At 49.8% G+C, this 23,731-nt stretch carries 16 protein-coding genes; 13 read left to right on the forward strand and 3 right to left on the reverse strand.

The features are described 5' to 3' along the window. Positions 1-15: 15 nt before the first annotated feature. Positions 16-918: an aldo/keto reductase gene (locus tag GON05_RS03890; RefSeq protein WP_157317889.1), complete on the reverse strand. Its 903-nt coding sequence runs from the start codon at positions 916-918 to the stop codon at positions 16-18. Positions 919-1,107: 189 nt separating this feature from the next. On the opposite strand from GON05_RS03890, the gene lacZ reads away from it, so the two are divergent. The 12 genes from lacZ to ade all read left to right on the forward strand — a co-directional run bounded on the left by lacZ (position 1,108) and on the right by ade (position 20,771). After that, positions 1,108-4,173, forward strand: a complete 3,066-nt coding sequence (gene lacZ / locus GON05_RS03895) for a beta-galactosidase, LacZ type (protein WP_220138887.1) — start codon at positions 1,108-1,110, stop codon at positions 4,171-4,173. Between the two features lie 15 nt (positions 4,174-4,188). Next, a complete protein-coding gene (locus GON05_RS03900; RefSeq protein WP_157317890.1) occupies positions 4,189-6,795 on the forward strand; it encodes a glycoside hydrolase family 78 protein in 2,607 nt (868 codons plus the stop codon). Positions 6,796-6,898: 103 nt separating this feature from the next. After that, entirely contained in the window at positions 6,899-8,713 is a 1,815-nt protein-coding gene (locus tag GON05_RS03905) for a sensor histidine kinase (RefSeq protein ID WP_157317891.1), read from the forward strand. A gap of 112 nt (positions 8,714-8,825) precedes the next feature. After that, positions 8,826-10,187 carry an ABC transporter substrate-binding protein gene (locus GON05_RS03910; protein ID WP_157317892.1) on the forward strand — a complete coding sequence of 454 codons (1,362 nt, stop codon included), beginning with the start codon at positions 8,826-8,828 and terminating at the stop codon, positions 10,185-10,187. 81 nt (positions 10,188-10,268) lie between these two features. After that, the gene (locus tag GON05_RS03915; RefSeq protein WP_157317893.1) at positions 10,269-11,138 is read left to right on the forward strand and encodes a carbohydrate ABC transporter permease; all 870 of its coding nucleotides are present in this window, start codon (positions 10,269-10,271) and stop codon (positions 11,136-11,138) included. Further along, positions 11,138-11,956: a carbohydrate ABC transporter permease gene (locus GON05_RS03920; protein WP_157317894.1), complete on the forward strand. Its 819-nt coding sequence runs from the start codon at positions 11,138-11,140 to the stop codon at positions 11,954-11,956. The genes GON05_RS03915 and GON05_RS03920 overlap by 1 nt, the downstream gene beginning before the upstream one ends. A gap of 37 nt (positions 11,957-11,993) precedes the next feature. After that, positions 11,994-13,562, forward strand: coding sequence for a response regulator transcription factor (locus GON05_RS03925; protein ID WP_157317895.1), 1,569 nt, complete (start codon positions 11,994-11,996; stop codon positions 13,560-13,562). A gap of 13 nt (positions 13,563-13,575) precedes the next feature. Then, complete coding sequence (locus tag GON05_RS03930; protein WP_157317896.1) at positions 13,576-15,300, forward strand: glycoside hydrolase family protein; 1,725 nt, start codon at positions 13,576-13,578, stop codon at positions 15,298-15,300. 122 nt (positions 15,301-15,422) lie between these two features. Further along, on the forward strand, positions 15,423-16,103 hold the full coding sequence (locus GON05_RS03935) for an aspartate/glutamate racemase family protein (RefSeq protein WP_157317897.1): 681 nt from the start codon (positions 15,423-15,425) through the stop codon (positions 16,101-16,103). A gap of 33 nt (positions 16,104-16,136) precedes the next feature. Then, positions 16,137-17,396, forward strand: coding sequence for a ribulose-bisphosphate carboxylase large subunit family protein (locus tag GON05_RS03940; RefSeq protein ID WP_157317898.1), 1,260 nt, complete (start codon positions 16,137-16,139; stop codon positions 17,394-17,396). A gap of 6 nt (positions 17,397-17,402) precedes the next feature. Continuing rightward, on the forward strand, positions 17,403-18,839 hold the full coding sequence (locus GON05_RS03945) for a four-carbon acid sugar kinase family protein (protein ID WP_157317899.1): 1,437 nt from the start codon (positions 17,403-17,405) through the stop codon (positions 18,837-18,839). A gap of 138 nt (positions 18,840-18,977) precedes the next feature. Then, a complete protein-coding gene (ade, locus tag GON05_RS03950) occupies positions 18,978-20,771 on the forward strand; it encodes an adenine deaminase (protein ID WP_157317900.1) in 1,794 nt (597 codons plus the stop codon). 301 nt (positions 20,772-21,072) lie between these two features. On the opposite strand, the gene GON05_RS03955 is transcribed toward ade, so the two are convergent. Further along, positions 21,073-21,225 (reverse strand): hypothetical protein, encoded by a 153-nt coding sequence (locus tag GON05_RS03955; protein ID WP_157317901.1) that lies wholly within the window; start codon positions 21,223-21,225, stop codon positions 21,073-21,075. A 195-nt stretch (positions 21,226-21,420) separates the two neighbouring features. On the opposite strand from GON05_RS03955, the gene GON05_RS03960 reads away from it, so the two are divergent. Beyond that, positions 21,421-21,957, forward strand: a complete 537-nt coding sequence (locus tag GON05_RS03960; protein ID WP_157317902.1) for a YceI family protein — start codon at positions 21,421-21,423, stop codon at positions 21,955-21,957. 62 nt (positions 21,958-22,019) lie between these two features. Here the strand turns inward: GON05_RS03960 and GON05_RS03965 are convergent, their stop codons facing one another. Continuing rightward, entirely contained in the window at positions 22,020-23,540 is a 1,521-nt protein-coding gene (locus tag GON05_RS03965; RefSeq protein WP_246238791.1) for a sensor histidine kinase, read from the reverse strand. Positions 23,541-23,731: the final 191 nt, after the last annotated feature.

Here is a 23,731-nt window from a genome sequence, read left to right on the forward strand (position 1 = left end):
CTAATCAAAGCCCGTTCAGCCCAATCCGCGCCAATCCGGCTGCGCTCGTTCTTTCCAACGCAAACGGATAGCCGCATAGTCATCAGCTGCCAGATTCCCTTGCTCCAACCACTTCGCATTTTCCTGCCATCTGCCCTGTTTGGCGGTACCTACAATAGCGGTATGCACCCCGGGGACGGATAAAGTGAAACGCAGTGCGTCCCCAATCGCATCGCTGGAGCCTACTTTCAGGAAGTCGTAATCTAATTGCTGAAGTCTGTTCCAATATTCTTGATGCCGATCATTCGCAATTTTCTCAGGTGCGATCCATACCGCGTTTGCAATAGGACGCTTGGCGACTACACCGATGCCTCGTCTGGCCGCTTCCGGAAGCGTCAGCTCGATAGCTTCTTGGTCGGCGATACTGACGGAGGTTTGCAGGGAGTGGAAAGCTCCGCATTCCACGGCATATTTGGCGGCAGCATGATCTCCGCTGTATCCCGCGAATCGAATCTTTCCTTTCTCCTTGGCCCTAAGGAGCACATCAATTACATCGCCTTGACGGAGAATCGCTTCCGAGCAGTTATGCAGATGCACCACATCGAGATAATCCGTTTGCAAGCGAGCGAGGCTCCTGTCGATCGTCTCTTCCAGCAGCGCCGGTTCCCAATCCGGCCGGTCATAACCGGCGACTTTCCCATGGCCGCACTTCGTGAACAAGTGGTAATCATTTCGGCGGTGTTTCACAGCTTTGCCGATTAACGTTTCACTGTCCCCATAACACTCACCTGTATCAATTAAATTGAGCCCTTCGTCCAGCGCACTTTCCAATAAATACGCAATATCCCCAGCATTAGCACCAATAAAACCGATCTCTGCTGCTCCAAAACCCAGAGCGCTGACTTGCATGCCCGTTCCGCCGAATTCACGTCTTTCCATTACCGTATCACTCCCTAGTCAATCGGATCTTTCATTCAATTCATTATCACATAGACAAAGCGGATCGACTGTAGAAAATCCCGACTTGTTTCAGCACAGTTTTCACAACAAAAGTGGTCGGATTTTTGAACAGTCACCATGGCTATTCGTAGACTATGCTGAAAAGGATATACGATGGAGGCGAATAACATGATGCCTGGAGATCACATTCCAGATTGGCAAAATCTAAGCATTCTAGAGAGAAATACAGAGCCGCCGCATGCGGATTTGATTCCATATGACGATTGGGAGAGTGCTCTCGCTAATGAAAGAGAACGCTCGCCCAATGTGCAGTCGCTGAATGGCGAATGGGATTTTACATACGGGGAATCTGTGGCGGAAGTGCCGGCTGATTTCTATATGCCAAGCTTTGAACCGAACGGCTGGGCTACAATACCGGTCCCCTCGAACTGGCAGTTACACGGATATGGGAGACCCCATTATAGCAGCTGTCCGTATCCTTTTCCGATCAATCCGCCCTATGTGCCTAATCATAATCCGGTCGGCTGCTACAGGACGCAGTTTCACTTCCAAGAGACAACGAACAATCGACGGGTCCATCTAGTTTTTGAAGGGGTGGATTCCGCCTTTCACGTTTGGATAAACGGCCATTTCGTCGGCTATAGCCAAGGCAGCCACTTTCATTCCGAGTTTTATGTAAGCCCTTACTTAAAGGAGGGGCAAAATGTCATTGCCGTACAAGTGTATCAATGGTGCGACGGCAGTTATCTGGAGAGCCAGGATAAATGGCGGATGAGCGGGATTTTTCGTGACGTTTATTTATTGTCCTCCCCGCAAGTGTCGGTGAGCGACGCCAGAGTCAGAACTCATTTGGATGAGGGTTATGCCAAAGCGAAGTTAGAGATTCGCGTTGCTTTTGCCGGCGTAACGGAGGCGTCCTTTTCCAAATCGGATTTCTTTCAACTCCGAACGACGCTGTTGGATGCGGATCGGCATATCGTCTGTGATCGGTACCATCATGTGCGGCAGGATGAACCTGTAGCAGAGCTAATTCATGAGGTGCTATCTCCTCGATTGTGGACGGCGGAAACGCCTTACTTATACACGTTACTACTCACCATGTACGACAAGAAACAGCAAATCGTAGAGGTTAAAAGCGTACACGTCGGTTTCCGGGACATTAGGATTGCGGAGGGACAACTGCTCGTTAACGGCAGTCCGATTATTATTAAGGGCGTTAATCGTAACGAATTCGATCCTGAGCTGGGCTATGTGACAACGAGGGAATCGATGCTGCGCGATATCACTTTAATGAAACAGCATAACATCAATTCGGTTCGCTTATCACATTATCCGAATGATTCACGATGGCTGGAGTTATGCGACCGTTATGGTTTATATGTCATCGATGAAACGGATCTGGAGACGCACGGATTTCACTTTTACGGGAATGAAGGGCATCTGGCTCAGCAGCCTGAGTGGGAAGAAGCGTTCGTCCAGCGGGCGAAACGAATGGTGGAAAGGGATAAAAATCATCCATCCATTATTATGTGGTCGCTTGGCAATGAGTCCGGCTACGGGGCCAATCACGATGCCATGGCAGCATGGATCAGGGAAGCCGATCCGACGCGTCCGATTCATTATGAACGTGCTTATGATGCACCCGTCGTTGATGTCGTCAGCTCGATGTATCCTGCGGTTGAAACCGTCATTCAAGAAGGCTGCAAGGACGATAAGCGCCCTTACCTCATGTGCGAATTCGGGCATGCCATGGGCAATGCCGTGGGGAATTTGCAAGAGTATTGGGAGGCGGTCTACACGTATCCACGGCTGCTTGGCGGTCTGATCTGGGAATGGGCGGACCAAGGCATCCGGCAGCAGACTGAGCGAGGGGAAGCCTGTTATGCGTATGGCGGCGATTTTGGCGAAGAGCCGCACAGCGGTCATTTTTGCCTGGATGGGCTGCTTTTCCCGGATCGGTCGATCAAAGCTTCTCTGTTGGAATACAAGAAAGCCATTGAACCGGTGAAAATCGAGGTTATGGATGCAGCGCTAGGCAAGCTGAGAGTCCGGAACAGGTATGATTTTGTGTCCTTATCTCATTTACAGGGATTATGGAGCTTGTGGCAGGATGGCGTCATGGTGGAAAAAGGGGAACTCGCGAGGCTGAACACCCCTGCAGGCCAGTCTGAGGACATCCATGTCCCTATCGATGTGCACAAGCTGAAAAACAAGGGTGAATATTGGCTTAACATTCATTTTATGCTGCGGGATCCGGTCGTATGGGCTGAAAAAGGTCATGAGATTGCCTGGGCGGATATTCCGGTGTTAAGCGTTCCTGAGGTACCTGATCCAAAGGATGCCGTTCAAGAGGCAACTCCTTTGACGCTGCAAGAAGGAGGCAATGAAATTACGCTTACGGGCCAAGATTTCATAGTGGTGTTTGATAGAAATAAAGGCGCAATGACAGCGTGGACGTACAAAGGAGTTTCCTTGCTGACGGCAGGACCCAAGCTCCATTTATGGCGTGCTCCGGTCGATAACGATGTCCACCTCGCCAAAGAGTGGGTGAAAGCCGGCTACAATCGGCTTGTTACGGATGTGCGTGACGTTGCCGTTGACCAGACGGAAGCGGGAGGCAGCCGGATAACGGTCAAGTCCGTTGTTGGGGCGCGAGGCGGGAAGATCGCTTTCGATTCCCGCATGGTCTATACCATCGCCGCAGACGGTGAAGTGACGCTGGACGTGCAGATTGAACCGAGGGAGGAGCTGCCGCCGCTGCCTCGATTCGGGGTAGAGCTTGTGATGCCGGACAGCTTCGACCAGCTGACGTGGTTTGGCCGTGGGCCGCACGAATGTTATGCGGATCGTAAAGAGAGCGGCAAGCTGGGCGTATACAGCGGATCAGTACAGGAGCAGTTTGTGCCGTATATCAAGCCGCAGGAGAATGGTAATAAAGCGGACGTAAGGTGGTCGTCCCTTCGGAATCAAGAAGGAGTCGGGCTGCTGTTCACAGGTGAGCCGACCTTCGACACGAGTGTTCATCACTACACGACGGAGGACTTGACAACAACGAAACATGTTCATCACCTCACAAAGGTGGACCAAACCATTGTCAAACTGGATGCCAGACAGAGCGGTCTAGGCAATCATAGCTGCGGCTATGCGCCTACGCTCGATAAGTATTTGATTAAAGCTGAGCGGATGAATTTTACGATACGTTTGAGACCTGTTTCACCATTAACAGCACAATAAATGGAGGGTTACCTAATGACGACAAGAGTAGCACATTGTAAAACCGAATATATGACGAATCCGATTGGCCTTGACGTCCTGAAGCCTCGGTTTTTCTGGCAGTTGGAAGCTGATAAACAAGAAGTCGTACAGAGCGCTTATCACATCATGGTGGCTTCTTCTCGGGAAAAGTTAGCGAATGATCAAGCGGATATGTGGGACAGCGGCAAAGTGAATTCGAATGCATCGACTCATGTCTCGTATGAGGGGCAACCTCTTCAATCTGAAGGGGAATATTATTGGAAAGTGCGCATCTGGGATCGAGCTGGCGTGGTTACGGAATGGAGCGAGACAGCGTTCTGGATGATGGGGATTTTGTCACGAGGCGATTGGAAAGCGCAATGGATCGGACGCAAATCCGAGCCGGACGCGCTCATGCAGCCTTCTCCATTTTTCAGAAAATCGTTTGAGGTCAAGAAAAAGGTGCGTCGGGCAATTGTGTACGCGACAGCATTAGGCGTCTATGACTTGCATGTGAATGGTGAGCGAATCGGTGACCGTTTTGCTCCGGGATGGACGGATTACAACATTCGCGTACAGGTTCAGGCCGTCGATATTACAGAGAAACTGAAGACTGGTGATAATGCGTTCGGCGTTATTTTGGGAGACGGCTGGTACGCGGGGACTGTAGGATTTCTCGGTGATAAAGTTTACGGAGAAAGACCGTTTTTCCTCATGCAGGTTAGCTTGGACTACGAGGATGGAACGAAGGAAAAAGTGATCACGGATCGTTCCTGGACGACGGCCAGAGGGCCGATTCAATATTCCGATATGATCAAAGGGGAAGCCTATGATGCGAGGGAGGAATTAACCGGTTGGCATGAGCCGGGTTATGTGGACGCAGCCTGGGAAGCGCCGGATGTGCGCTCAGGGTATAACGGACTTCTTGTGGCAGCGATTGAGCCGCCGATCCGCATCACCAAGACGATGAAACCGATCAGCGTGAAGAAAACGGCAACGGGTACTTATATCTATGATATGGGTCAAAACATGGTCGGTTGGACGGCTGTAACGGTGCAAGGTGAGCGCGGAACGATGATTACATTAAGTCATGCGGAGATATTGAATCCGGATGGCACACTATATGTGGATAACTTGCGAGAGGCCTGCCAGCAGGATCACTATATTTTAAAAGGAGAGGGACTGGAAAGCTACGAGCCCCACTTTACGTTCCACGGCTTCCGTTATGTGGAATTGATCGGCTACCCGAGAGAGCCTGATCTGGATACTATCACGGGAAAAGTTGTTCATTCCGATACACCGGTTACCGGGAAGCTGGAGACATCCGATGCGATGGTGAACCAGCTGTATTCGAACATTACATGGGGACAGCGCGGGAACTTCCTGTCGGTACCGACGGATTGCCCGCAGCGGGATGAGCGGCTTGGCTGGACGGGAGATGCGCAAATTTTTGCCCGTACAGCGGCATACAACATGGACGTCTCCCGATTTTTCAGCAAATATGTCTGGGACATGGTGGATTGCCAGCAGCCTTCAGGGGCATTCACGGATGTCGCTCCGGACGCGGGTTGGATTCGCCATAAAAACTGGAATACAAGGCTGAACTGGTTCGCCCCGGACAATTCCGGTTGGGGAGATGCCGGCGTCATTATCCCATGGACGATCTATCTCATGTACGGCGATGTGCGTATCCTCGAAACGCATTATGAGGCGATGGTCAAATGGGTGCACTACCTGAAAAACACCACTGAGGAGCTGGTGCGTCCGGGGTATGCCAATTACGCCGATTGGCTGTCCATCGGGGCTGACACGCCGAACGAAGTGCTCGCAACAACCTACTTCGCTTACAGCACGAAGCTGCTTGCTCAAATTGCCGGCGTATTAGGGAAAAACGAGGAAGCAGAGCAATATCAAGCCTTATTTGACGATATTGCTGCGGCATTCCGCAAAGCTTTTGTCGCTGAGGACGGGCGCATTCACGGCGATACGCAGACGGTTTACGTATTGGCGCTGCAGTTCGGGCTGCTAACGGAAGAACAGCGCGGGCAAGCACGGGAACGCCTGGTGGCGGACATTCAGGGGCGCGGCAACCGGTTATCAACGGGGTTCCTCGGCGTAGGCTACTTATTGCCGGCGCTGACGGATAATGGCTGCTTGGACGTCGCTTACAAGCTTTTGACGCAAGAAGCGTTCCCGTCTTGGATGTACTCCATCAACCACGGGGCAACCACGATCTGGGAGCGCTGGGATGGATGGACGGAGGAGCAAGGCTTTCAGACGCCGTCGATGAATTCCTTCAATCACTATTCCCTTGGCTCTGTTGGCGAATGGATGTTCCGGTATATGGCCGGCATTGAAGCAGATCCTGCGGCTCCAGGCTTTCAGCACGTCATCATACGGCCGAAGCCGGGCGGTAACTTGAGCTGGGTGAAGGCAAGTTATGAATCTCTTTACGGCGTAGTAACGGTAGAGTGGCATTTATCCGAGAATGGGGACTTCCATCTTCAAGTGAATGTGCCTGCGAATACGACAGCAACCATTCATGTCCCAGGGCCATCTGCAGCTGTGCACAAGGTAGGTTCAGGAAGTTATGTGTTTGAAAACGTTTCTATGCTAAACTAAAGGCAAGTCAAGCAGACCGGAATCGGATAGAGGGTGGGCGGGTAGCTCAGCCTTCTAGCCAATTCCGGCTGTTTTCGCATAGATAGAAAGGCGGGTCATCAAGATGCGTTGGATGGAAAGCTTAAGGAAGAGATTAGAGACCTTATTTCCTAGAATTCGTACGATGCTGTTATTGAGTTATTTCGTCATTATTCTTTTCTGCATTGCCTTGATTGGAACCGCTTCATTTTATATCTCCTACAATTCCATGGCGGAACGTGTAGAAACCGCCAGCTCGCAAATCGTCCGGCAGATCGAATTTAACATGGATAATGATTTTCATAATAAAAGAAATCTGCTCCTCGCTCCCTACTATACTCAGGAATATATTGACAACATTAATGCATACCCGACAATGGACAGCCAAAATAAATTTCTATTCCGCCAGAAGCTTGGGGATCTGTTTTTGAAAAGCTTCAACATTACGCCGATACCCGACTTTATCCGTTTTCAGATTTATTACAGCGATGGTGAACTGCTGAATTCCTCCGATAATACCTCCTTCGGCAGCCCGAGCCAGGTGTTGAACGCCGAATGGTTCAAGCAGACGATTGCCAAAGACGGGCTCGTGAATTTCTTCGCTTCCCCCCCGGTAAGTGGGCAGGAGGAAAGTCCGACAGCCTATTCGACTTCGATGCTTATTCGCGATTTCTCGAATCCGACTGGATTTATTGTGGTGCGCGCCGACTATAATTACGGTTTGTTTAAAGGCATTGGTCAGCGTGCAGACCTGACGAAGAACAGTCGCTTTCTCATCTTAAATGAGATTAATAATCCGATCTACGATTCCGCAGAGGGGCATGCAGCCGATATGGATCCAGAGGCTTTATCCCAGATTAAAGGGGACAGCGGTAAGTTTTGGACGGGCAACGGCGATCAGACGATGCTGGTTTCGTACACCCGCTCCCAATACTCCAATTGGAAAACCGTGCTCATCATGCCGAAAGAAGAAATATTCAGCCCGCTGGATTCCATCAAAACGACAGCTATCTGGACAGCTTTGGCCGCTTTTCTGGTGACTGCGATTCTATCGCTGTTGTTCGGAAGAAGCATTACCAATCCGATTCTGGATTTATATAAAACCGTTAATCACATTAAACGTGGCGATTTTTCCGTCAGAGTGGATATTAAACGCAAAGATGAAATCGGCCGAATCGCGATGAATTTCAACGCTATGCAGGATGAGTTGCAGAAACAGATCGAGACGAAGTATGTCTATCAAATTAAGCTGCAGCAGGTGGAGTTGGCAATGCTCTATTCGCAGATTAACCCGCATTTCCTGTACAACACGCTGGATAGCATCAAAGCTATGGCTGATTATCATCACGTAGAAGAGATTGGCCAAATGTCGCAATCGCTAGCCGATATGTTCCGTTATAACACGAAAAATACGGATGAAATCGTTACGTTGCAGGAAGAGCTCGTACAGATTGACGCGTATATCAACATTCAGAGCATTCGTTTTGAAGGCAAGATTGACTATCAATTAGAAATCGAAGATGACCTGTACCATTTTCCCATGTTAAAAATGACTCTGCAGCCACTGGTCGAAAACGCGGTTTTCCACGGGATTGAGCGCAAAAGAGGAAAAGGGACGATTCGCCTCAAGGCTTGGAGGGAAGCGGAATGGGTGTATATCCAAGTCAAAGACGACGGTGTCGGCATCTCGGAGAAACGGCTGGAGCAGATTCTGGCCTCGCTAAGACAACCGCTTTATCAGGAAGAATATAAGCTGTCTGCCGCAAGCGGAGGGATTGGCGTCCAGAACGTATATGCCAGGTACACGATTCGTTACGGCGAGCAGTTTCAATTCCAAATTGAAAGCAGAAAAGGAATAGGGACGGAAGTGACGCTGAAACTGCTTCAGCAACTTGGTTGAGATTAGGATGTAGGAATATTCAACATAGAAAGTCGTTATCGTGCATGGGTCGCAAGTAAGTGGTTGCAATATAATCTAATCTGTAAGGAATATTGAAGGAGGGGTACAGAAAATGAAGAAAATGAAAACGGTAACACTGTCTGCTTCGGTTGCGGCAGTTATGGCATTAACGGCTTGTGGAAGCGCAGGCACAAATACAATGAGCAGCACACCGGCAGCTGCAACGCCCGCTGCATCAACAGCCGCAGCAACAGCGGCTCCAGCGAAAAAAGATCCGGTCACACTGACGTTTGCGATCGCTAATACGGTTGATGCCACACCTTTTAATAAAATCTTCAAAGAGTTCGAAACGAAAACAGGCAATAAGGTCGAGCTGCAAGCACTGCCTGGCGGCGATTTCGACAACATGATGAAAACGCGCTTTTCCACGGGCGACTTCCCGGATCTCTTCCTCATGCAGCCAGGCCCTAAGCAGTACGTTAAGCTGAGAGCTTCTGAAACGCTTCGCGAGTGGTCGGGGGATCAGGCGGTATGGGATCGCATTATTCCGACGATGAAAGATTTTCAGGCGGATGCGAACAAGAAAATTTATGGTGTCCCTTTCGGTGCTACCGGCATGATGGGCATTTATTATAACAAGGATGTATTTAGCAAAGCGGGCATTCAGCCTCCCAAAAATTATGCGGATATGATCGAAGGTGCTAAGAAGATCAAGGCAGCAGGCATCACGCCTTTCTATGAAGGTGTCAAAGACGGCTGGCCGCCGCAAGTGTTCTACTTTACCGGTTGGGTATCGAATGTGGACCCGGCGATCGGGGATGCAGGGGTTCAAAATTTAGAGAAAAATGCGCTCAAGTTGGCCGATATTCCAGCACTCAAAGACCTTTTCGCCAAACAAAAGGAACTGAAAGATCTTGGATTGATTCAATCCAATCCGTTGGCCGGCACATTTGATGAGCTGCAAAATTTGATGGGTGAAGGCAAAGTCGGCATGGCTTTCATGCTTGACGGCATTATTCCGCAATTGGAGAAGAAATTCGGAAAAGAGTTCGTGACGAATAAAATTGGCTTCTTCCCGTTCCCGTCCGCTGCGGATGCAGGAACAGCAATGATCACGCCGCCGAACCAATTGATGATTCCGAATAAAGCGAAACATGCCGATGTGGCTGCTGAGCTGGTTAAATTCATGATTTCTCCTGAGATGGTGGATCTGTACTACCAAACGAGCCCAGGGATCCCGATTTTCCAAGGCGCTAAGAGCAGCTTGTATCCTGTACAGCAAACGGTAAAAGATCTGATCGATGCGAATAAAGCGAAAATTAACGTGCAAAATCGTCTGACACCAACCTTCGCTGATTTCCAAAAAACGCTGCAAACGTTCTTCATCGATGGAGACGTCGACAAAGCGCTGAAGGAATTCTCTGCGAACTATGAGAAAGATGGCAAAGCCAAGCTGCTTGACGGCTTCAAATAAGGAGATTTCGTTCCAAGTCTGTCTGTCCGGTCGGAGCTTGGTTCCGGCCGGAACACTTTATAAAGAAGGAGGGGAGACGAGATGGGAAAGACGAAATACCCGCTTTATTTTTCATTCCCGGCTCTCGCCGTGTTTCTACTGTTTTTCATTACCCCAACGCTCATTGGGTTTTATTACAGCTTTACGGACTGGAACATTAATGCGGTGCAGATTCGCTTTAACGGGCTGGACAACTATATTGAGCTGTTCAAAGAACCCAGATTGAAAACGGCTTTGATCAATACGTTGATTTTTGCGGCGGTTGTGACCTTGATGCAAAACTTTTTGGGATTAGGATTAGCTTTAATTTTGAATGAAGCACTTAAACTGCGAAATTTGCTGCGCATGATCTTTTTTCTGCCCTATGTGATTGCGCCGATTGTCATAGGTTATATTTTTCGAGCGATTTATCACCCTGAGCATGGCATTGTCAACACGGTGCTTGATGCAGTAGGGCTGCATGTAATGGCGCAGGACTGGTTGAATGACCCCAAATATGCTTTGTTTTCGATAATCTTGACCGATCTATGGCGTGTTGCCGGCTTCTCGATGGTTGTTTATTTGGCCGGCTTGCAGTTTATTCCGAAGGATCTGATTGAAAGCTCGTCCATGGATGGGGCGCAATATTGGCAGCGTTTCCGCTCCATTATATTCCCGTTGTTAGCTCCGGCACTTACCGTCAATGTCCTTCTCTCCATGATTGGTTCCATGAAAGTGTTTGAAATGGTCATGGTCCTGACAGAAGGTGGACCGGGTTATACCACAGAAGTATTTTATACCTACATTCGCGGGATGTTCAGCACAGGGTTATTCGGTTACGCGACGGCGGTTAACGTTGTTTTATTCGTCCTAGTCACCATTGTTGGCGTTCCGGTACTGATGGCGATGAAGAAGAGAGAGGTCGAGATGTGATGAGAAAAAAGTGGACACTTTGGATACTGGAAATCGTCGCAGTTTGCTTGGCCTGTCTGATTCTGATTCCCTTTCTGATGATTCTGGTCAATTCATTTAAAGGCATTCGGGAATCGGCGTTATTCGGCCTATCCCTTCCTTCCGAATGGCATTTTACCAATTACAAAGAAGTCTTTCAGCAGGCAAACATTTGGCGGGGCTTTAAAAATAGTATTCTTATTTCCGTCCTGGTTGTCGTCTGTGTGAATTTATTTGCCTCCATGGCTGCTTTTATCATTCAACGAAGAGACGATCGGTTTCTGCAAGGAGCTTATTACATGTTCATTATGGGGCTGATTGTTCCGGTCTCCATTGTGCCTACGATTAAGCTGTTAGGTGATCTTCATATTAAAGGTACGTATTTCAGTTTGATTATGTATTATACGGCGGTGCTGCTGCCATTTGCTGTGTTTTTGCTTGTAGGCTTTATGAAATCGATCCCGAGAGAATTGGATGAAGCGGCTTTGCTAGAAGGCTGCAGCTATTTCCGATTGTATTGGCAGATGATTTTACCGCTATTGCTTACCGTGCTTGTAACCGTATCCATTGTGGTAATGGTGTCGGTTTGGAACGATTTCTTCGGACCTTTCTATCTGATGACAGATAGCACGAAGTGGACGATTGTCCTGCAAATCTTTAATTTTGTCACGATGTACAGCACGAATTGGGGCGTTGTGTTTGCCTTCATGGTGCTTGTCATTGCACCGATTCTGATCATTTATTTATTGCTGCAAAGATACATTATTGACGGGCTGACAGCGGGTTCCATGAAAGGTTGAGTCAAGCGAAATCTAAGTCTTTGAGGAGGTACAGGAAATGCGAAGAGTCATCATTGTAGACGATGAAAAGTGGATACGAAGAGGATTAATTCAGTCTATTTCCTGGAACGAATGGGGCTTGGAGCTTGTTGGCGAAGCAAGTGACGGGGGAGAAGGCTATGAGATGGCTTTGGACAAAAAGCCGGACCTGCTCTTCCTGGATATGCGGATGCCGGGCCTCGACGGTAAACAGCTGCTGGGCATGCTCAGCCAAGAGCTCCCGGACTTGCTGACGATTGTGATCAGTGGATATTCGGATTTCGAATATACGAAGGAAGCCATCCGCCACAAAGCATTTGACTACTTGCTTAAGCCGGTGAAAAAGGAAGAGCTTGCTGCGGTGGTGGAGAAGGCCCTTCTCGAGTTGGATCGACGCGAAGCGGAGAAACGCAAAGCCTCCCGCGTCCAGGGAGAGGATTGGCTGCGGCAGCTTCTGCTGCATGCCGAGGAAGGAGAGGATGCCTTCGTTCCTTCCAGTTGGCAAGCCGGTGAATATGCCGTGATGCTCGGTCACACGGACACCTTCCAAGAGCACTGCGATCATGCTCGTCTGCTGCCGGTGATTCATGAGCAATTAAACCGAATGAAGCCGTTCCTTTTCGGGGGGCGATGGGAGTACGAGGTTACGACGCTGCACGATAGCAGCCGGGAGATTGCGATTGCGCTTTGCGGGGCTCGGTTGGACGCCAAAGATTTTAGCCGGCTGCACACAAGTGTGTTAGCTGCCATTAAGCAGGCGGGGAGCGATAGCATCAGCTTTGGCATGAGCACTAAGAAGCTGGAGGCTGTCAAGCTGGGGGAGGCTTATCACGAAGCGAGAAAAGCTTTGTCCGGGAAACTCCTGTCAGCGGTGAACGCCTTGCTTTTTGCAGAGAACAAAGCGGCGCCTTTATCCGGCATGTATCCGCAGGACCAAGAGAATTCGTTCTTATGGGTGCTTCAATCCGGGAATAAGCAGGCTGTGGAGCAAGAATTCGAGCGGTTGTTTGCGGCATTCGTAAGTGACGTTACGACGGTGGGACATTTGCAGTGGAGTGCGGATTTACTCCTTCATGCGGTGGAGAAGCAGCTTCAGGCGAAGGATGTTCGATTAGAGGAGATCTGCGGCAAAAATACGCACATGTATTCGGAGTTGATTCACCAACGTAACGACGTAGACGCGATGAAAAAGATTTTCAAAGATGACCTGCTGCCTGCTGTGCTCTGTTTCTACGGCCAATCCGGGGAAAAGCAGGGAGAGAAGGTCGTCAGCGAGCTGAAAAAATGGATGGAGAGCAATTACGATCAGTCTCTCTCCTTGCATCAAATTGCTAGCAGCTATTATTTAAATGCAGACTATTTAAGTCGGATTTTCAAGAAAATGACGGGGAAAAATTTCGTCGATTATTTAACCGATATCCGTTTGCACAAGGCCAAAGAGTTGATGAATAAATCGAAATACAAAAACTACGAAGTCGCGCAAAAGGTGGGCTATGAGGATTACCGGTATTTCAGCCAAATTTTCAAAAGAAAAATCGGCATGACCATCGGTGAATACCGCAAAGCCATCGGTCAAGCGGACCAATAAGGAGAGAACACGTATGTCGAAACGTTTAATTCCCGATACGCTTATGCTCGAAGAACGCGCCGCACACGCCATCAATGCCATGATCGGCATGGCGGATCGCGACCATAACTATATTCCTTTTTTTGCAGCTGATTTGATGCACAAACCTGCCTTTATGACGCATGGAGATTGGGACTACGGTTCCTCGCACGGACGGATGATCGATGGATTAATTCTTGCCCGCCACATGTCGGGAGAAGAGTTCGGCAAAGAAGTTGAGGAGCGTTATCGTGCCAACCTGTTGTCTTTTTTCAAAGAAGACGGGATGAGCTATAGACAGATCAATCCAACCCGCAATTGGGAGCCGAATGCGAACCTGATTGACCAGCGGGCGGTTATTTTATCTTTGACGACTTGGTTCATGGAATCAGGGGACCCGAAGGTTAAAGAAGCGGCCGACCGCCACGTGGCGGCTTTGAAACGAATCGCGATCAAAGAGCGCGATGTTTGGTATTATCCGGCTTCGGAATACAAAGAAACGGGCTGGCCGTCGAATAACGCGATCCAACTGCGTTTGGCGCCCGATCCGGCAGCTTTCTGCGGCCGTTTGGTCATGCCTTTGTTGAAATATCATGAGCTGACGGGCAATCAGGATGCTTATGAACTATGCCAATTTTTTACGGCATTAATTATGGAGCGCAGCGGTGTATTCAATCAAGACGGCAGCTTCAACGACTCGCTGGCTTATCGGAGCGGGCACTTCCATACGCGGATTGGCACGCTTGATGCTATCGCGAGGTTCGGCGTCTACACGGGAGATGCGGCTATGCTCGCTTGGGTCAAGAAATGCTACGATTGGGCGCTGACTAAATGCACGAACTTCGGCTGGACGCCGGGCGATCTGCACGAGCAAGCTTATGAGCATGAAACATGCTCCTTGGTTGATTTAATCGCGACAGGCATTACCTTGGCACAAAGCGGCTATGTGGAATATTGGGGAACGGTGGAACGGTTTTTGCGCAACCATCTGGCGGAATCGCAGCTGCTGGATCTGGATTGGGTGGAGGAAGCGGATGACAAGTCAGCGGACATTCCTGCGAATAAAAGCTTCTATAAAGTAGCGGAGCGGACACGGGGTTCTTTTGCAGGCTATTCGGCGCCAAATGATTTCGTTTGCGATGTGAATGAGGGACGCGGTCATACGAACGATTTGCAGATTTGCTGCCTAGGCTCAGGCACACGCGGGCTCTTCATGGGTTGGAGTAACACGATTACAGAGAAAAAAGGGACGATTAGCGTCAATTTCCTTTTGAACCGCGGCTCCAAATGGTTGGATGTCAGCTCCTACCTGCCGCATGAAGGCAAAGTCGTGCTCGATATTCACACGGATATTTCTCGCCTGCAGATCCGAATCCCGGAGTGGGCCGGCTTTACGAAAATCAAGTTTGTGCGTGAACGCAATGGAGAAGTGATGGAAGGCAAAGGCAGCGAAGCGAGCAGTTGGGTGAACAAGCACTTCCTCTTGCTGGGGGCTGCTGTCGCAGGTGAGAAAATTACGGTGACCTTCCCGCTGAGCTTCCGCAAGACGTTGGAGAATGCGGTAGGTCAAACCTTTGAGACGGAATGGCGTGGGGATGATGTTGTAAATATTACGCCGAAGGGTACGAAGAAACCTTTGTACAGCGGGCGGCAGGTATTTGAGGAGGCTCCTATGCGGACTGGGGAGTATCGCCGGTTGGATAAGGAATTTGTTTGGTAAGTGTGTGAATGCATAGATGAGTGAATGAGTGAATGAGTGAATGAGTGAATGAGTGAATGAACAAATGAGCAAATGAGTGAAAGACAATCCGCTTCCACGTGAAAGCGACTAGGAGGAGTTCCATGCAAACCGTTGTTGCGATTTATACAGGTCAGGGCTTGGCCGATCCTTTGAAAAAGGTGTTTCAAGAGATGCTGCCGGATATTCGGCTCGTGAATATTATCGATGACAGCCTGATTGGCGATGTCGTGCGTGCCGGGCACATACCCGAAGTCGTGTCCCGCCATTTGGTACAGTATTATCGGCACGCGGAAGAGCTGGGGGCTGATGTGATTCTTAACACATGTTCCTCCGTTGGCGATGTGGCGGATGAAGCTGTGGAGGCCATCGGCATTCCGATCGTGCGAATCGACGAATGGATGGCGGCCAAAGCGGTAGCCGGCTACACGCGGATTGCCGTGCTGGCAACACTGCCATCTACCTTGGAGCCAACCTTGCGGCTCATTCAGCGCAAGGCGGATGAAGCCGGTCGAGAGGTGCAGCTTGTGAGCGGGCTCGCGGAGGGCGCCTTTGATGCCTTGATCAGCGGCAAGCCGGAAGAGCACGACCGTTTGCTGCTGGAAACGGCGAAACGGGCAACAGATGCCGCCGATGTGCTGGTATTGGCGCAAGGCTCCATGGCGCGCATGGAGCAAGCGTTGGCGGAAGCAACAGGCAAGCCAGTGCTTTCATCCCCAAGATCCGGCGTAGAACATGTGAAGGCTGTTCTTGAAGCAGCCAAAGAAACGAAGACAGGGTCCTAAAGCGATTTGGCATAGAGGAAGGAGAGAAACCATATGGATCAAGATCGTGTTACAGCCGTCTATCTGGTGGAAACGGCATATTCGCTGGAGCGGGCTGCCGCATCCATCGCCGGCGAGCAGTCCACGGGGACGTTCACAGCTGTCCCTGGAGAGACGGATGCCGTGAAGGAGCGGCATGGCGCAAGAGTGGAGCGTATCGAGCCGTTGGACGATACGGATACTCCGTCCTTGCCGGGAGCGAAGACGCCGCCGGGTCATGACGGCAAATATCGGCGTGGGCGAGTGACGGTATCGTTTCCTCTTCATAATTTTGGGCCATCCATACCGAATTTAATGTCTGCTGTTGCTGGCAATTTATATGAGCTTCAAGAATTGTCGGGGCTGAGGCTTTTGGATTTGGAGCTGCCGGAGGCATTTACGGTGCGGTACCCTGGCCCGAAATTCGGGATAGAGGGGACACGGAAGCTGACGGGCGTGTATGACCGGCCGATCCTTGGGACGATCGTGAAGCCCAGCGTAGGTTTATCCATGGAGGAGCTGTCGGCTTTGGTGGAGAAGCTGGGGAGAGCGGGCATGGATTTCATCAAAGACGATGAATTGAATGCGAATCCCCCTTATGCGCCATTAGCGGACAAAGTAAAGGCCGTCATGGAGGCGGTTGAGCGAGCGGCAGATGCGACGGGTAAGAAGCTGATGTACGCTTTTAACATCACAGGGGATTATGACGAACTGCACAGGAACCATGATTTGGTTGTAAAAGCCGGCGGAACCTGCGTGATGGTTAGCATACTTAGCGTCGGGCTGTCGGGACTGACGTATTTGAACCAATTCAGCGAGGTTCCCATTCACGGGCATCGCAATCAATGGGGGATGCTGACGCGGTCTCCGCTGCTGGGTATTGAATTCACGGCTTATCAGAAGCTATGCCGATTAGCCGGGGCCGATCATCTGCACGTTAACGGGTTAAATAGCAAGTTTTATGAAAGCAACGAATCGGTGGTTCGGTCGATTGCGGCTTGCACGTCTCCGCTGCTCGGCGGCTACAAAGCGATGCCTGTCGTTTCCTCAGCCCAGTGGGCGGGGATGGCTCCGGCTACCTATGCGGCAACAGGGACCGTAGATGTGATGCACTTGGCCGGCGGAGGCATGCTGGCTCATCCCGATGGCCCTGCGGCCGGCTTCGAGAGCATGAAGCTGGGCTGGGAAGCGGCGGTTCAGGGAATACCGCTGGACGCCTATGCGGCGCAGCATCCTTCCCTGCAAAGGGCGATCGAGAAATACGGGAAGGGGTGAAGGTCGATGGAAGATACCCCTTTTAAGCAAGTATCGGCCTCTGGGCGAACCGCCAGAAGACCGCTCTGTTACTACGGTGATGATTTTACCGGGTCTACGGATGTATTGGAGTCGCTGTTTCAGGCAGGTCTGAAAACCGTCCTGTTTCTGGAGCCTCCCACGCCCGAGGTGCTACAGGAGCAGTTTCAAGACGTCGATTGTTTCGGCGTCGCCGGTGTGGGACGCTCCTTAACGCCCGAGGAGATGGAGCGGGAGCTGCGTCCGCTTTTTATGACGCTAAAAGTTGCCGGAGCCGCCGTCGTGCATTATAAAATATGCTCGACCTTCGACTCCTCGCCTGGCACGGGCAGCATCGGCAAAGCGGCGGAAATCGGGCGCGAGGTATTTGGCGGCCGGTACATTCCGCTGCTTGTCGGCGTTCCTTATCTGGGCCGGTATACGCTGTTTGGCAACCATTTTGCAGCTGGCGGCGCGGGAGGAACGGTGCATCGCTTGGATCGCCATCCAACGATGTCCAAGCATCCGGTTACGCCCATGGCGGAGTCTGATCTTCGCAAGCATTTGGCGCAGCAGACAGCGCTGAAAACGGCTTTGCTGGATATTAAGGCGCTAGACGGCTCGTATGCGGATGTTCGGGAGCGCTTGGAGACGGTTATCCGCCAAGAGCAGCCGGATCTGCTGCTATTTGACGTATTGGATGAGCAGCGCTTGGAAGCGGCCGGGAGAATGATTTGGGAAGAGGCGGCGGAGCATGATGGACTGTTCGTCATCGGTTCTTCCGGTGTAGAATACGCGCTCGGAGCTGTATGGCGAAAAGATGCAGGGAATTCGGATGCCGCAGCGGACAGCCGCAGGTTACGAGCGGAGGCATCACAGGCTGGGCCACTGTTGGTGGTTTCAGGCAGCTGTTCGCCTATAACCGAGGTTCAGATCGGACATGCGCTGCAAGCCGGTTTCGCAGGCATTCGCGTTCCGATGGAAGCTCTGCTTAGCCCAGAAACGCGGGAATCGGCAAAGATTGCCTTGCAGCAAGAAGCTCAGCACTGGTTGGCTGGCGGCAGGAGCGTCATCGTATACTCGGCAACGGGGCCGAACGATGAAAGCATTGGACGCATGCGAGAGGTGCTGTGCACCCGGGGGATCAGAGCGGAAGACAGCAGCCGTCTGCTTGGCCAGGCGCTAGGGGAGTTGACCAAAGAGCTTGTTCGTCAGCTTGGTATTTCGCGTGTTTTGATAGCGGGAGGAGATACCTCGGGGTATGTGACTAGAGAGCTTGGCGTCTACGCACTAGAGTGCATTTCCATTCTTGACCCTGGCGGACCGCTATGCCGGGCTTATGCCAATGAGCCTTCGTTTGACGGTCTGGAGCTTGTGCTCAAGGGCGGCCAAGTTGGCGGCGTGGATTTTTTTGAGCGGGTCGCCGGGTATAGGTACGGGGGTTGACTTCGGTTAGCTGATTTCTAAGCATGAAGACTATTTTCTGCAGCGTTGCAGGGATAGTCTTTTTCTGCTTCCCCGGCTTTGGGATGTCATCTAAATGGGCTATAATAGAAGTTGAAATTCACAATAGGGAGAACTAACATGACTCAATATAAAAGAAATAAATTGGTTGAAGTGAGCGGGAAGTTGGCTAAAGTCGCTATGGGCAGCGCTTATGCGGATGTTGTCATTAAGAACGGCACACTGGTCAATGTGTATTCAGGGGAATTAATTGCGCATATGGATGTCGCTGTGGCCGAGGGACGAGTGGCATTTGTCGGGAACGCCGACCACACGATTGGCAATCAAACGATTGTTATTGATGCAGCTGGGAAATACATAGCTCCAGGATTCCTGGATGGCCATATGCATGTTGAAAGCACGATGCTTTCTGTAACGGAGTTTGCGAAAGCGGCTCTGCCCAAAGGAACAACGGGGATCTTCATGGACCCTCATGAGATTGCCAATGTGTTCGGTTCCGAAGGAGTAAAGCTGATGCATGAAGAGGGGCAGCAGCTGCCGCTCAAAGTGTTCACGACGTTTCCATCTTGCGTGCCTGCGACAACAGACTTGGAAGATGCGGGTGCCAGCTTGGAAGTGAAGGATATTGAAGAAGGATTGCAGTGGGAAAATGTAGTCGGACTTGGTGAAGTGATGAACTTCCCTGGTGTCGTCTACGGGGATCCGAAAATGTGCGGAGAAATTGAAGCGACGATTAACAGCGGCAAAGCCGTCACGGGGCATTTCCCAAGCGAAGATGACCGTATGCTGCAAGCTTATATCGCGTCCGGCGTGACCTCCGATCACGAAACCGTAACACGCGAGCAAGGGCTGCACAAAGTCCGCATGGGCATGCATTTGATGATTCGCGAAGGCTCCGCTTGGCATGATGTCAAAGAGGTCATCAAGGTGGTTACCGAAGATAAAGTGAACACCTCTAACATCTCCCTTGTCACGGATGACGTCAGTCCGCAAACATTGGTGGAAAAAGGACATCTTAATCATGTGGTGCGCCGTGCGATTGAAGAGGGCGTCGATCCTGTTACCGCGATTCAAATGGTGACCATTAATGTGGCACGCTATTTTAACCTGGAGAAGGATCTAGGCAGCATTACACCAGGTAAATGTGCAGACATTTTACTGCTTGATGATTTGCAAAAGGTTGAGCCTGTCACTGTCATGACGGACGGGAACATTATCTTTGACCAGGGCCAAATTGTTGCAGATTTCCCTACGTATGTGTATCCGTCGCATATTCGCAGCTCCATGAATGTGAAGCGGGAGCTGACGGCGCAGGACTTTCAGCTTGCAAGCCGCGGTAACGATGAGCGAACAAGCGTCAATGTCATTCAGGTGATTGAAAATAGTGCAAGAACAGCGAAAATGACAGCCACGCTAAGTGTCGAGGATGGCATTATTCAACCGGATATCCAGCAGGACGTTGTCCGTCTGGCTTGTATTGAGCGTCACCGCGGCACAGGTGAAATTTCGCTTGGTTTCACGAGCGGATTTCAATTGAAATCCGGCGCTGTAGCGTCTACCGTTGCGCATGACAGCCATAATTTGATTGTTATGGGCATTGATGAGCAGGATATGGCTTTAGCCGCAAATGAGCTGATCAAGTTGGGAGGCGGCACTATCGTCGTAGAGAACGGCCGTGTGCTGGCTCAAGTGCCGTTAACGATAGCAGGCCTTATGTCCGAAAAATCTCTGCTTGAAGTCGTTGACGAAGTTGCCCAGCTCGAAGGAGCATGGAAACAAATCGGCTGTCCGTTAAACGCACCGTTTATGACTTTTTCATTGATCGCACTGCCGGTTATCCCTGAAATTCGGATTTCAAACCGTGGACTAGTCGATGTAACTCAGTTTAAGCTTATTGACGTGGAACTGGTTTAGGTTATTGAAAGGTGCCCCTTAGGGTGCCTTTTCTTATTTAAGGGAGGGAACTATAGGCAACTATTCCCCAGAAAAGGGGCATTTCCCACATGTAGAGGGAATGACGGTCCACTATTCTGCCGATTTCACCCGGAAAACCTGCCATGAAGGCAGAATAAGGCCCTGTAGTTCCGCTCGGAGAGGAATCAGCTCGTTTTCCTCACAATAGTGGCCTCCAGTTCCCCTAGCGGTGTTCTCGCTGGGTTTTGAAAATTAGCAGAAGACCGTCAGGGCTCAGGGCCTTGGCGGTCTTCATGTTTTTTTAGCGTAAATAAGGAAAATACGGAATTGGGATGGGCGCACTGTTCGTATTGGCAGGTTTAATCGTGATGTCCGTCGGAACGGTTTTCCCGGGTGGCAATTGAATGATACCGCTTCCATCATAATACACAGGTTTATTCGATTCTGCCGCCATTCCTGTTTCCTCCTACAAAGGGGATTTTTTTGGACTTCTGCCGATACATTAATGTATGACGGTAAAGGGAATTAAACAACGGTTTTCTTCCAGAAATTGTTTGACAAAAGATAGGCGCCGAGTTACGATAAAATGGAATGAGTAATAGTTAGTAAATTATTTTTAATAAGTTATTACTTAGGAGGCGTAACTTTTATGGCCAAGTCAAAATGGGCAGTAGATGCAAGTCACAGCAGTATTGACTTCTCCGTCAGGCACATGATGATTGCTAAGGTTAAAGGCACATTCCACTCGTTCGAAGCACAGATTGAAGCGGATGCGACGGATCTCTCGTCGGCCGATATTCACTTTCAGGTGGAGATAAGCAGCATTGATACTCGCAATACGGATCGAGACGCACATCTGCGTTCAGCTGATTTTTTTGATAGCGAGAAGCACCCTACGATGACATTCCAATCCACTCAAGTTACAAAAACTGGAGATGGAGAATACGCGCTAACCGGCGATTTGACGATACGCGGCGTTACGAGGCCTGAGACGTTCGACGTTACATTTGAAGGTACGGGCAAAGATCCCTGGGGAAATGAGAAAGCTGGTTTCAGTGCGGTGGGAAGCATCAAACGTGCTGATTTCGGCTTAACCTATAATGCCGCATTGGAAACTGGCGGAGTCTTGATTGGCGACGAGGTCAAAATTTCAATTGAAATTGAGGCTGTTGGGCAGCCTTCATAAAATAAAAAGCAGGTCGGGAAACTTCCCGATCTGCTTTTTTGTATGGTAGAAAGGAGCCGCTGCTAAACGTCGACCGTCGGCAGCTTAAAGCTGAAGATGGAGCCTAGGCCAATGGCGCTTTTCACTTCCAGCGAGCCGCCGTGATCAACGGCGATCTTTTGGCAAATGGAGAGGCCCAGACCTGTCCCGTTTTCTTTGGTGGTATAAAAAGGATTGAAGATTTGCTCCATTTCGCTTTCGGACATGCCTTCACCGGAATCTTCGATTTCAATGATCGCGAGTTCATTTTCCTGTTTTATGCGCACGTGAACATCGCCGGGATGCTTCATCGCTTCGAATGCATTTTGGATCAAATTCAGCAGGACTTGTACAATTTTATCCCGATCGATGAAGATATAAAGAGCCTCTTTCGTATCCTCGAAAATGATGGTGTGTCCGCGATAAAGCGCATCCGATTCCGCTAATGATAGAACCCGATCCAGACACTCCGTGATGGACTCCGGCTTCATGTTGCTGATATGCGGTTTGGAGAATTGCAGGAATTCCGCGGTCAGCTCATTCATTCTACGGATTTCACTCATAATTAATTCATGCCATGGCTGGATATTGTATTGGCTTTTGGTCGCGATTTGCATGAAGCCTTTGATCGTTGTAAGTGGGTTTCGAATTTCATGCGCCATCCCTGCCGCCAATTCGCCAATCATCTTCATTTTCTCGGAGCGGAATAAATGCTCCTCTCGTTTGAGCCATATTTCCCGTTTGCTTTTGAACAAGCGCTCCTCGGCCAAGGAGATGAGTTCTTCCTTCGTTGCAGCCTCAAGAGGGTGCTCGGCAAAGCTGTAAGTCACTTGAAAGCCTAAAATATTCGAATTCAAGGATTCGCTAATATTAGAAATAAGGTTCTCTTTCGCTGGTAAAATGATGGCAAACCGGTCTCCCGCGTAACGGGATATGGCATAAGAATCATAGAAGATGCTGCCCAGCAATAACGCGATCTGATTCAAGGTTTCATTTCCGTTATGGATATTCTCGTAATTGACCGACTTGAAATCCTGAAAGTCCAACAGTACCAAAACAAAACTGAAGCGCTTAACCATTAAGTTTTCAACGGTGGTTACGTAGCCTTCGTAGTTCAATAGCCCTGTCAGCGGGTCATGCGTCGTGAGATAATCCTTTTCTTCGCGTAAACGCTTCTTTTCTGACTCAGATCTAATCACATATTGGACAAGCAGCACGAACATAATGGCGCTTGCAATATCGTAGATCGAAACTAAGAGATTGTAAGTGGTAAATGGCACATAGGATAAACGTATGCACGTATATAAACCGATGTACATGAGTGCTTTCTGCATGGTGTAGGTATACTTCTGCCCATTTTGTATAGAAAAGCCGATCAGCATATAATACAGCAGCAAACACCAATTCAGATGACTGGACCAATGAAACAGCGCGAGGAAGATAAACTGGATGTTGGGTAAAAAAGGGAGCTTTCGCTCGAGGGCGATGCTGAGGTAAAAAGCGCAGCCTAATAGGATGACTGCTGTGGTATTTGGTGCATTCCCCATTGCTATGGATGATACCATGGTCAAGCAACAAATAAAGGGGATACCTATATGTTTGATTATCTTGATGACCAACGGATAACACTCCCGACTCTTGTATAGAATTGGCAATCTTCATATTTTTAGATTATAAACGAAGTTGGATTCAATATATGTCGGTTTATGTCACGAATTTCGTTAATTTTTGATGATTTTTTTTAGCGTTTTTTAAG

The sequence above is a fragment of the Paenibacillus anseongensis genome, from assembly GCF_009757995.1.
In the GTDB taxonomy this organism is placed as follows: Bacteria; Bacillota; Bacilli; order Paenibacillales; family NBRC-103111; genus Paenibacillus_E; species Paenibacillus_E chondroitinus.

Coding starts and splice junctions, on each gene's coding strand:
- GON05_RS03910 (WP_157317892.1), top strand. CDS start 8,826: ATGAAGAAAATGAAAACGGTAACACTGTCTGCTTCGGTTGCGGCAGTT.
- GON05_RS03935 (WP_157317897.1), top strand. CDS start 15,423: ATGCAAACCGTTGTTGCGATTTATACAGGTCAGGGCTTGGCCGATCCT.
- GON05_RS03915 (WP_157317893.1), top strand. CDS start 10,269: ATGGGAAAGACGAAATACCCGCTTTATTTTTCATTCCCGGCTCTCGCC.
- ade (WP_157317900.1), top strand. CDS start 18,978: ATGACTCAATATAAAAGAAATAAATTGGTTGAAGTGAGCGGGAAGTTG.
- GON05_RS03930 (WP_157317896.1), top strand. CDS start 13,576: ATGTCGAAACGTTTAATTCCCGATACGCTTATGCTCGAAGAACGCGCC.
- lacZ (WP_220138887.1), top strand. CDS start 1,108: ATGATGCCTGGAGATCACATTCCAGATTGGCAAAATCTAAGCATTCTA.
- GON05_RS03955 (WP_157317901.1), bottom strand. CDS start 21,225: ATGGCGGCAGAATCGAATAAACCTGTGTATTATGATGGAAGCGGTATC.
- GON05_RS03965 (WP_246238791.1), bottom strand. CDS start 23,540: ATGGTATCATCCATAGCAATGGGGAATGCACCAAATACCACAGCAGTC.
- GON05_RS03940 (WP_157317898.1), top strand. CDS start 16,137: ATGGATCAAGATCGTGTTACAGCCGTCTATCTGGTGGAAACGGCATAT.
- GON05_RS03905 (WP_157317891.1), top strand. CDS start 6,899: ATGCGTTGGATGGAAAGCTTAAGGAAGAGATTAGAGACCTTATTTCCT.
- GON05_RS03890 (WP_157317889.1), bottom strand. CDS start 918: ATGGAAAGACGTGAATTCGGCGGAACGGGCATGCAAGTCAGCGCTCTG.
- GON05_RS03925 (WP_157317895.1), top strand. CDS start 11,994: ATGCGAAGAGTCATCATTGTAGACGATGAAAAGTGGATACGAAGAGGA.
- GON05_RS03945 (WP_157317899.1), top strand. CDS start 17,403: ATGGAAGATACCCCTTTTAAGCAAGTATCGGCCTCTGGGCGAACCGCC.
- GON05_RS03920 (WP_157317894.1), top strand. CDS start 11,138: ATGAGAAAAAAGTGGACACTTTGGATACTGGAAATCGTCGCAGTTTGC.
- GON05_RS03900 (WP_157317890.1), top strand. CDS start 4,189: ATGACGACAAGAGTAGCACATTGTAAAACCGAATATATGACGAATCCG.
- GON05_RS03960 (WP_157317902.1), top strand. CDS start 21,421: ATGGCCAAGTCAAAATGGGCAGTAGATGCAAGTCACAGCAGTATTGAC.